Annotated in this window: 8 protein-coding genes, 2 tRNA genes and 2 rRNA genes (1 of these 12 running past the window's edge); 4 read left to right on the top strand and 8 right to left on the bottom strand. The window is 49.5% G+C overall.

Annotated features, from left to right (window positions below; all coding sequences use genetic code 11):
* Positions 1-25: 25 nt before the first annotated feature.
* The 6 genes from Kalk_RS06435 to Kalk_RS06460 all read right to left on the bottom strand — a co-directional run bounded on the left by Kalk_RS06435 (position 26) and on the right by Kalk_RS06460 (position 3,086).
* Positions 26-110 (bottom strand) — tRNA-Tyr (locus Kalk_RS06435).
* A 41-nt stretch (positions 111-151) separates the two neighbouring features.
* Positions 152-227, bottom strand: a tRNA-Thr gene (locus Kalk_RS06440).
* 36 nt (positions 228-263) lie between these two features.
* A complete protein-coding gene (locus Kalk_RS06445) occupies positions 264-782 on the bottom strand; it encodes an SPOR domain-containing protein (RefSeq protein ID WP_158643340.1) in 519 nt (172 codons plus the stop codon).
* A gap of 255 nt (positions 783-1,037) precedes the next feature.
* A complete protein-coding gene (locus Kalk_RS06450; RefSeq protein ID WP_101893416.1) occupies positions 1,038-1,784 on the bottom strand; it encodes a type III pantothenate kinase in 747 nt (248 codons plus the stop codon).
* Positions 1,781-2,782 (bottom strand): bifunctional biotin--[acetyl-CoA-carboxylase] ligase/biotin operon repressor BirA, encoded by a 1,002-nt coding sequence (gene birA, locus Kalk_RS06455; RefSeq protein WP_233716830.1) that lies wholly within the window; start codon positions 2,780-2,782, stop codon positions 1,781-1,783. Before birA ends, Kalk_RS06450 begins: the two co-directional genes overlap by 4 nt.
* Entirely contained in the window at positions 2,754-3,086 is a 333-nt protein-coding gene (locus Kalk_RS06460; RefSeq protein WP_101893417.1) for an ArsR/SmtB family transcription factor, read from the bottom strand. Before Kalk_RS06460 ends, birA begins: the two co-directional genes overlap by 29 nt.
* Before the next feature lie 129 nt (positions 3,087-3,215).
* On the opposite strand from Kalk_RS06460, the gene Kalk_RS06465 reads away from it, so the two are divergent.
* The 4 genes from Kalk_RS06465 to Kalk_RS06480 are packed head-to-tail and all read left to right on the top strand — an operon-like array spanning position 3,216 to position 8,115.
* Positions 3,216-5,762: an efflux RND transporter permease subunit gene (locus tag Kalk_RS06465; protein ID WP_101893418.1), complete on the top strand. Its 2,547-nt coding sequence runs from the start codon at positions 3,216-3,218 to the stop codon at positions 5,760-5,762.
* Positions 5,759-6,565, top strand: a complete 807-nt coding sequence (locus tag Kalk_RS06470) for an outer membrane lipoprotein-sorting protein (protein ID WP_101893419.1) — start codon at positions 5,759-5,761, stop codon at positions 6,563-6,565. Before Kalk_RS06465 ends, Kalk_RS06470 begins: the two co-directional genes overlap by 4 nt.
* 3 nt (positions 6,566-6,568) lie before the next feature.
* The gene (locus tag Kalk_RS06475; protein WP_101893420.1) at positions 6,569-7,906 is read left to right on the top strand and encodes a hypothetical protein; all 1,338 of its coding nucleotides are present in this window, start codon (positions 6,569-6,571) and stop codon (positions 7,904-7,906) included.
* Between the two features lie 8 nt (positions 7,907-7,914).
* The gene (locus Kalk_RS06480; RefSeq protein WP_101893421.1) at positions 7,915-8,115 is read left to right on the top strand and encodes a YgaP family membrane protein; all 201 of its coding nucleotides are present in this window, start codon (positions 7,915-7,917) and stop codon (positions 8,113-8,115) included.
* A gap of 76 nt (positions 8,116-8,191) precedes the next feature.
* Here the strand turns inward: Kalk_RS06480 and rrf are convergent.
* Positions 8,192-8,306: ribosomal RNA gene (gene rrf, locus Kalk_RS06485) — 5S ribosomal RNA — on the bottom strand.
* 179 nt (positions 8,307-8,485) lie between these two features.
* Positions 8,486-10,756 (bottom strand): 23S ribosomal RNA (locus tag Kalk_RS06490) (it continues 611 nt past the right edge of the window).

Genomic DNA, 10,756 nt, shown 5'->3' on the forward strand with positions numbered 1-10,756 from the left:
ACTCGGTATTACTGCCGCTTGAAAATGGTGGAGGGGGCAGGATTTGAACCTGCGAAGGCTGAGCCGTCAGATTTACAGTCTGATCCCTTTGACCACTCGGGAACCCCTCCAGAACTTCCAACTAGTGGAAGCCGACAAACACATACTAAATTGGAGCTGGCGAGAGGAGTCGAACCCCCGACCGGCTGATTACAAGTCAGCTGCTCTACCAACTGAGCTACGCCAGCGCTGCTCATCAATTTAGGCCGCGAATTCTACGCAAATTATTGGGTTAGTGCAAACATTTCACACGATGCATTTGAAATTTTTACACTGCCCCCAGACACCACAAGGGTTTCCAAGGTTTTCTGAAGATTTTCAAGGGGTTGTTCGGGAGGGATCCGCACCCAATATTCGTTCTGAATGCGTTCTTTTTGGCGCAACTCTGCCGCAAAACCGGCCTCCCTGACACTGGCGAGAACACCTTTAGCAGATTGTTCTTTATTGAATAGCCCAAGCGAAATAGCATTTTTTAGCTCTCCAGTGGATACGAGGTAGCTATCTATACGCTTTGCCTGCAAATTCCGAAGCACCGCCATTGCCTCCTTGCGGCTCTGCGCTGGCGGCATCAACACCCAATACTGGACATCTCTGGATAGTTCAAGCGCCTCAACTTTAGAAGTAAAGCCTTCAACTTTCAGATTCTTAACCAGAATTTCACCATCAGATTCAGCCTCATAGGGGCCGACCGACACACACATTGCTTCTTTCTTGGCCTTAACGCTGTCCACTTCGCGATGCACAGGGGTGGGAGGCACCACCACAACCGGTGCTGGCGGCGGCGCACTGCTGGCCGTGTCGGGTAATCGCTCAGTGAGTAATACGAGCGCCTTCCCTTTCAGTGGCGGCAAAACACTCGCACTTGCTTCTGCTGGAGCATAATCAGACCCACGCACAAGCTCCCACGCAAAGTAAGCAACATTCGAAATCAATAGGGTAAGTACAATCCAGCGCATTATCTTGTCGTTATCCTTGTAATATGACGTTGCTATATTTAGCTACGCATCCACCAAAAGCTCAGCCTGCTCCAGCAACCTCATGCCATCAAACACCAAACCCTGAGCCAGCTCATAAGTGCTACTCAGATGAGAGCCTACAAGGGGGGCATCACCGCCTGCAAGAATAAGTTTAGCTTCTGGGGAAGATTTTAGGAGGTTTTGATAACTGGACTCAATCAGCGCCACCAAGGCATGCAACGCCCCATTATAAACCGCTTCTGCCGTGTTGATACCGGGCTTAAGGCTTGCCATCTCAAACCCAGAAGGGCTCGGTTTAATGTTATCGGTGCCGGACAACAACCCCCGCAAAGATAACTCAAGCCCACTCACAATAAAGCCCCCCGCGTGGACACCTGCACTATCCACAAAATCCAGAGTTGCTGCTGTACCAAGATCGGCCACCACACAGGCACTCTTTTCTCTACTCCAGGCGGCAACGACCGCCAGCCAGCGATCTATACCAAGACGGGACACATCTGCGTATGCACACCTGACCCCTAACGCCTCACCAGTCACCACACAACGCTTAACCGGCACAGCAAGACAGCGCTGAACAACCTCCGTGAGCACTGCCTGTCGCGCCTGACCAAGCACGCTCGCAACCACCGCACTGGTAATCTGTGATTGCCCCGCCAAGCCTTGCAGCCATGCTTCGAATTCATGGTATTCCTGGACAACTACATCCTTTTTCTGCCCTAATCGCCACTTAACCCGAGTATTGCCGAAATCCAAATACAACGTGGTCATAGAGCTAACCTCAAGCTCAACTCCCCACCCTTGATGACCTGCGTTCTGCCATTGGATTCCAAGATCAGGCCCCCACTGGAATCCACGCCTCTGGCCACACCCAAGATATCCGCCGCACCCGTTTTTATTACCACATCCTTGTCCGCATAAACATCCAGCGCCAGCCATTCCTGCTGAAAAGCCGCAAACCCCTCCCTAGAGAACAGATCCAGCATTTTAACCAACTCAGACAACACCGTAGAAGCAAGCAAGTTGCGGCCGATGCCAGGGCGCACATCCTCCAGCCGGGCCCAAGCCTGATCAATAGCGATTGCGGCATTAGCCGGCAAACGATGATTGACCCCAACCCCTAACACAACTTGGCAACGGCCGGAGGGGTCTCCGGTCATTTCAAGCAGGATTCCACTCAACTTAGCGCCATTCACCAACAGATCGTTGGGCCACTTCAACCCCACATGCTCAACACCGAGCAAACGTAGCGCGTTAGCAACAGCCACCCCGGTTGCAAGACTCAGCCCCTCCAACTGCGCTGCCCCCTGATGAAACTCCCACACCAAAGATACATAGAGGTTACTGGCAAAGGGCGAGACCCAGTTGCGACCGCGTCGGCCTCGGCCTGCGGTTTGCTGCTCTGCCATGCAGACATAACCAGACCCAACACCCTGAGCAGCTTTTGCCATGGCAATGTCGTTAGTGGAGACCACCAACGTCTCCACCTCCAGTTGCGTTACCAATGACCGGGCATCACTGCTTAACTGACCCAATATTTGCGTAGAGTCCAACCACTCCATAGGGTACGGAAGCCGGTATCCCTTACCCCTTACCGACTGAACATCCAACCCAGACTCCTGTAACTTCTGGACCTGCTTCCACACTGCCGCTCGCGAGACACCCAATGCCACCCCAAGCTCATCACCACCGTGGAACTGGCCATCAGCGAGCAGCTTGATTAGATCCTGCAGACGCTCATCAGAGGAATGTTGACTGCTTTTGCTCAAATTCTTTCCTTATTCCTTCACACACTATGTCGCATAACTGAAAAACAAATGGGGCACCAATAGAGAAATAGGCCAAATTGCCATCTTGGCGGCGATTTACCAGCCCCGCCCCCCTTAATATGGAGAGATGCTTGGAAACATTGGGCTGCGAAGCACCGGTTCGCTCAACCAGGCTCCCCACCGTCAATTCACCACCCCTGAGATTATGCAGTATTTTCAGCCGCATAGGATCACTTAGCACTCGAAATCGCTGAGATATCACATCCAGCTGCTCATCCGACATTATCTGGTCCGGCACATCCATCTCACTACACCCAAACTCAACAAATCATTCCAGAAAGAATACCACAGCAATCCAATTTGACCATATAGCCATATAGTTATATTATGAGTTACTAATTAATGCTTCCGACGGAACAATAAGGCGCACCCAATGAGAGACCAACTAATCCACTTCGCCATCACACACCCCAAGCGCATATTATGGATTACCTTGATCGTCACCCTGATTGCCGCTGCGCAGATTCCTCGAATCCACATCGACACCGACCCAGAAAACATGCTGCCGAGTGATCAGATTGATCGCGTTATTCATGATCGTATTAAGCAAGAATTTAACCTTTACGATCTGATTGTGGTGGGTATTGTTAACAACGAAAGTTCAAATGGTATTTTCAACACAGCATCTTTGAGCAACCTTAAAATGCTGAGTGATGACATCGAGAACATTGAGGGCGTAATCGGTCACGAGCTGATGAGCCTTGCTTCGGTAGACAATATTACTCAAGAAGGGCCTGGCACCATTCGTTTTCAGTGGATGATACCCAAGGACATTGCTTCCCGCATGACACCGGAGCAGACCCAGCAAGCGGTTGAGCGCCTGCCGATGTTCAAAAACACATTAGTCTCAGAAGATGGTAAAGCCGCCGCTATTTACGTACCAATTGAGAAGAAGGAATACAGCAACGAAATATCCAAGAAAATCCAAACCCTTATAGAACAACTACCAAAGGGAGATGAATATTACATAACTGGGCTTCCAGTTGCAGAAGACACCTTCGGTATTGATATGTTTATTCAAATGGCCATCTCTGCCCCTATGGCAGCCATGGCCATATTTCTATTGATGTGGTTATTCTTTCGAAGTTTTGTCCTGATCAGCGCGCCGATGTTAGTGGCTATGGCCACAGTCATTACCACAATGGGCGTGCTGATCGGCATGGGCTACACGGTTCATATAATGAGTTCAATGATACCCATTTTTCTGATGCCTATCGCGGTGGTGGACTCCGTTCATATTCTGTCGGAGTTTGCGGAACTCCACAAACCCGGGCACAACGTTCGCAACACTATCGAGCAAGTGCTCAGGAACCTATTCAGGCCCATGCTGTTCACATCCATCACCTCAGCGGTGGGCTTTGCATCACTTGCATTCACTCCCATACCTCCGGTTCAAGTGTTCGGGCTATTTGTGGCGTTCGGTATAGCGTTGGCATTCTTGCTTACCATCATTTTTGTACCTGCCTATATCGCCTCACTGTCAGAACAACGCATCCAAGCGTTGGCAGAAAAACACCATGCTAATACTGGGTTTGCTCTCAGCGGCGTACTAAACGGGGTTAGAAAACTGTCCAGCAGCAGCGCAAAGCTGGTTATATCCGCTGCGATCGGCTTATCTATCGTGAGCTACTACGGAATAACCCAAATCGAAATCAACGACAATCCAGTACGCTGGTTCAAAGAAAGCCACCCCATTCGCGTAGCCGATCGGGTACTCAACCAGCACTTCGCCGGCACCTATGACGCTTACCTGGTACTGAGTAAAGATACAACACCAACTCAAAATCAGTTCCTGCAGCAACTCGACGACATCAGCAAGGATAGCGAGTTGATTAAGAGCGTTATCGAACAGAACCTAAAGCCCGACACCCCTTTTACCGAACAGCTTAGCGCCATTATTCAAAATGCAGACAATGCTTCTTTTGACGCAGACGTGAGCGACGTCGAATCACTGGAACGACTCATTTCCATGTCAGAAAACACACAGCAAGCCATAAAGTATTTCACACAACCGGATGCGCTAACCTACATACAAGAGTTACAGAACTACCTGGCAGGCGGAGAGCTGGTAGGTAAATCCAATAGCTTTTCCGATGTAGTTAAAACAGTGTACCGAGAACTGCAAAGCGGTGACTCATCCTTCTATCGAATACCGGACAACGCAAACCAGACCGCGCAAACAGTGCTGAGCTATCAGTCATCCCATCGTCCTTACGACCTTTGGCATTTCGTGACCCCTGATTTCCAGAAATCAGCGATATGGTTACAGCTTAGCAGTGGTGACAACAAGGACATGTCAGCCGTAATCGAACAGGTTGAACAGTTCATTCTACTGAACCCACTTCCTGAAGGCGTCACACTCGAATGGGGTGGCTTGGCGTACATCAATGTTGTGTGGCAAGAAGCCATGGTAGAAGGCATGTTAAATAGCTTATTAGGTGCTTTCGTTATGGTCTTCGTGGTTATGATTATTCTGTTTCGATCATTCACATTCGGATTGCTGGCAATGATTCCATTAACCCTAACCATCGCATTAATCTATGGCTTGATTGGTTGGATTGGAAAGGATTACGACATGCCGGTAGCTGTCCTATCCTCCCTCACGCTTGGTTTATCGGTTGATTTTGCGATCCACTTTCTTGACCGGGCTAGAGACATCCACCAGAAAACCGGCAACTGGTCAGAAACATTAATCCAGATGTACGGAGAACCCGGCGTTGCAATATTGCGCAACGCAATTGTCATCGCGATAGGTTTTCTACCTCTACTGGCTGCTCCACTCGTTCCATACAACACCGTTGGGATATTCCTGGCATCAATCATGGCCGCAAGCTGTGTCGTGACACTCATACTACTACCAGCAATTATGACATTATCGAATCGCTTTATATTTCCTCAAGATAGAAGGAACCCTGCATGACACTCTTACAAAAAGCCTCATTAGCCTACACACTGATTGCATTGGCTGGCAGCGCCTATGCAGAACCAGAACTGACAGTGAATGACATTATCACCAAAGCGAACAACGTCGCCTTTTATCAGGGTAACGATGGCCGTGCGGAAACTCGAATGAAGATTGTGGATAGCAGCGGCAGAGAACAGATAAGGCAGTTCACTATTCTACGCAAAGACAACGAAGATGGCGGGAACCAACAGTTCTACGTTCTGTTTCAGCGCCCGTCTGATGTAAAGCGCACAGCGTTTTTGGTAAAAAAGAACGTCGGTGGTGACGACGACCGCTGGCTTTACCTACCCAGTCTAGACCTGGTTAAACGAATATCCGCAGGAGACAAGCGTACCAGCTTCGTAGGAAGCGATTTCTATTATGAAGACGTATCCGGTCGTGCATTATCCGAAGACAGACATGAGCTACTGGAAACTACTGACACGCATTATGTAATCGACAATCATCCCAAGGATCCAGCCTCAGTAGAGTTTAAACATTATAAGGTCTGGGTAAACAAGAGCACCTTTCTGCCTGAGCGGACTGAGTACTTTGATGAGCAGGAGAAGCTATTCAGATCAGTGGAATCGCTAGAGCACAACATCATCGATGGCTATGCCACCGTCACAAAGATGAAGGTCTCCGATTTCCGCACCGGTGGCTTTACGCTAAGTGAGATTCGCTTCATCAAATACGATATTGGCTTACCTGACAGTGTATTTTCAGAGCGCTCTCTGCGATCTCCACCCCAGGAATGGCTTAAGCGGCCTGAGAAGTAGCATATGACCCGAACAACTCTATCAACACATCTGACATTATCGTCTCTAATGACTATGCTCTTGATGATTAGCGCACCTCCATTAAAGGCTCAGGATGCCACCGATGATTCGGGTGAAGAGTGGAGCGACGAATGGTCGGATGACGCGCATGACTCTACACCCCTATTTCCAATATCCGGTTATTTTGAATCTACTGCCAGTTATCGAACTAAGCACAACAATGTCATAGATAATGAGTGGGTCGCACAAGACGTGCGAGGGCGAATTCAGACCTATTATAGCCAGCACGACATAGTCGCAAGTTACAAGGGTGAGATTTACTTCGACGGCATAACATCCGAGTGGCATAGCCTGAATCGAGAGGCTTATATTGGCTTTACGCCTACGTCATCAATAGACATAAGGGCCGGCAGACAGGTATTAACCTGGGGGACAGGAGATCTACTCTTCTTAAATGACTTTTTTCCCAAGAACTGGGTAGCGCTTTTCAGCGGGTATGATCAGCAGTACCTTAAAGCACCTTCAGATGCAGTTAAAATCAGCGGATACAGTGATTTCGTCAACATAGACTTAATACTATCTCCCCAGTTTGACTCAGACGAATTCATTACTGGTGAAAAACTTTCCTATTACTCCGCGGCCGACAAAAGCATCGTCGCAGCACCACCCACCTTACGCGCAAAAAAGCCCGGCACCTCATCAGAGGATTCTGAAGTGGCTTTGCGCATCTACAAGAATACTGACGGCATTGAATACGCGGCCTACCTATACCAAGGTTTTTACAAAACCCCTGAAGGCTACAATATAGAAATGCAAACGCCCTATTTTCCAGAATTACGAAGCATAGGGGCCAGCGCCAGAACCGGTGCATTTAACGGCATAGCCAACATAGAATACGCTTATTGGAACTCCGCTGAGAGCAATGGGGGGCGCAACCCTTACGTTCCTAACGATCAGTCCCGTTTTCTAATGGGGTATGAAACTGAGATTGTTCGTAATATTACAGCTAGCTTTCAATATTACGCTGAGTACACTCACGATTATGAAGCGTTAGTGCGCTCATATCCATCACCAGAAGACCGCCCTCAACAAATACGCCAAGTTCTGACAACCCGTTGGACCCTCAACACCCAGCAGTCAAACCTCGTGTACTCAGCTTTTTTGTTTTATTCAACATCGGATGAAGATTACTACTTTATACCCAATGTAATGTATCGGGTGAATGACAGTTGGCAATTCAACTCAGGCGCGAATCTACTCGGAGGCAAAAGACAGAGCACACTATTTGGGCAGATGGAGGCCAATTCAAATATATATCTCAGAGCGAAATTCATATTCTAGGAGGCAACATGACAATTAACGAAGGTTTACGATTTGCCGCAGGCATATTCACATTGCTAAGCTTACTGCTTGGTGTATATATTCACGAGTACTGGTTCTTTTTCACCGGTTTTGTGGCTTTAAACCAAATACAGTCAGCATTCACACACTGGTGCCCAATGATGTGGATGCTAGGAAAAGCAGGCTTAAAGCGAGAACAAGTGCTGTAAATAAATATAATGCGCCTTACCGCAGGGCATAAAAAAACCCCGATCAGGTTACTGATCGGGTTTTTTGGTAATAAGAGCCTGACGATGACCTACTCTCACATGGCGAATGCCACACTACCATCGGCGATGCTGCGTTTCACTTCTGAGTTCGGCAAGGGATCAGGTGGTTCCACAGCTCTATTGTCGTCAGGCAAAGGGGATCGATGACCCGTTTGCTGTTTGCAATCGATTCATCAAATTCGTTAACGAGGTATTGAGTCGCCAGCCGATTGGCATGGCTTACTCGATTAGCGGCTACGCTACATTTTAAGACTGTCGTCTATAGTTGCTGCCTTATAACATCGGTGAAGTTGTCTTCACTTAGGGTTATATGGTCAAGCCTCACGGACAATTAGTACTGGTTAGCTTAACGCCTCACAACGCTTCCACACCCAGCCTATCAACGTCGTAGTCTTCGACGGTCCTTTAGGAGGATCAAGTCCTCAGGGAGATCTAATCTTGAAGGGGGCTTCCCGCTTAGATGCTTTCAGCGGTTATCCTGTCCGAACATAGCTACCGGGCAATGCCACTGGCGTGACAACCCGAACACCAGAGGTTCGTTCATTCCGGTCCTCTCGTACTAGGAACAACTCTCCTCAAATCTCCAACGCCCACGGCAGATAGGGACCGAACTGTCTCACGACGTTCTAAACCCAGCTCGCGTACCACTTTAAATGGCGAACAGCCATACCCTTGGGACCGGCTTCAGCCCCAGGATGTGATGAGCCGACATCGAGGTGCCAAACACCGCCGTCGATATGAACTCTTGGGCGGTATCAGCCTGTTATCCCCGGAGTACCTTTTATCCGTTGAGCGATGGCCCTTCCATACAGAACCACCGGATCACTATGACCTGCTTTCGCACCTGCTCGAGTTGTGACTCTCACAGTCAAGCGCCCTTTTGCCATTATACTCAATGCGCGATGTCCGACCGCGCTGAGGGCACCTTCGCACTCCTCCGTTACTCTTTGGGAGGAGACCGCCCCAGTCAAACTACCCACCACACGCTGTCCTCAATCCAGATAATGGATCTAAGTTAGAACCCCAACATTACCAGGCTGGTATTTCAAGGTTGACTCCACGATGACTGGCGTCACCGCTTCAAAGTCTCCCAGCTATCCTACACAAGTAAGGTCAGAGTCCAGCGTGAAGCTATAGTAAAGGTTCACGGGGTCTTTCCGTCTAGCCGCGGGTACACTGCATCTTCACAGCGATTTCAATTTCACTGAGTCTCGGGTGGAGACAGCGTCCCCATCATTACGCCATTCGTGCAGGTCGGAACTTACCCGACAAGGAATTTCGCTACCTTAGGACCGTTATAGTTACGGCCGCCGTTTACCGGGGCTTCGATCAAGAGCTTCTCCGAAGATAACCCCATCAATTAACCTTCCGGCACCGGGCAGGCGTCACACCGTATACGTCCACTTTCGTGTTTGCACAGTGCTGTGTTTTTAATAAACAGTTGCAGGGACCTAGTATCTGCGACTGCCGTCCGCTTACGGAGCAAGTCCTTCACGGTCAGCAGCGTGCCTTCTCCCGAAGTTACGGCACCATTTTGCCTAGTTCCTTCACCCGAGTTCTCTCAAGCGCCTTGGTATTCTCTACCCGACCACCTGTGTCGGTTTGGGGTACGATTCACAATAACCTGAAGCTTAGAAGGTATTTCCTGGAAGCTTGGCATCGACGACTTCCCGCCACATGGGCAGTGGTCTCGTGTCTCAGCTTTAAGGACCCGGATTTTCCTAAGTCCTCGGCCTACGCACTTTCCCCGGGACAACCAACGCCCGGTACGCCTAGCCTTCTCCGTCTCTCCATCGCAGTTATTGCAAGTACGGGAATATTAACCCGTTTCCCATCGACTACGCTTCTCAGCCTCGCCTTAGGGGTCGACTCACCCTGCCCCGATTAGCGTTGGACAGGAACCCTTGGTCTTTCGGCGGGGAAGTTTTTCACTCCCCTTATCGTTACTCATGTCAGCATTCGCACTTCTGATACCTCCAGCAAACCTCTCGATTCACCTTCAACGGCTTACAGAACGCTCCTCTACCGCGTGCACAAGTGCACACCCGCAGCTTCGGTGACTAGTTTAGCCCCGTTACATCTTCCGCGCAGGCCGACTCGACTAGTGAGCTATTACGCTTTCTTTAAAGGATGGCTGCTTCTAAGCCAACCTCCTAGCTGTCTATGCCTTCCCACATCGTTTCCCACTTAACTAGTACTTGGGGACCTTAGCTGGCGGTCTGGGTTGTTTCCCTTTTCACGACGAACGTTAGCACCCGCCGTGTGTCTCCCGGATAGTACTCACAGGTATTCGGAGTTTGCATGGGGTTGGTAAGTCGGGATGACCCCCTAGCCCAAACAGTGCTCTACCCCCTGTGGTATAAGTCCGAGGCGCTACCTAAATAGCTTTCGAGGAGAACCAGCTATCTCCCGGCTTGATTAGCCTTTCACTCCGACCCACAAGTCATCCGAATCTTTTTCAACAGATTACGGTTCGGTCCTCCAGTGCCTGTTACGGCACCTTCAACCTGCCCATGGGTAGATCGCCGGGTTTCGGGTCTACACCCAGCAACTGAACGCCCTATTAAGACTCGGTTTCCCT

It is taken from the genome of Ketobacter alkanivorans (genome assembly GCF_002863865.1).
GTDB classification, from domain to species: domain Bacteria; phylum Pseudomonadota; class Gammaproteobacteria; order Pseudomonadales; family Ketobacteraceae; genus Ketobacter; species Ketobacter alkanivorans.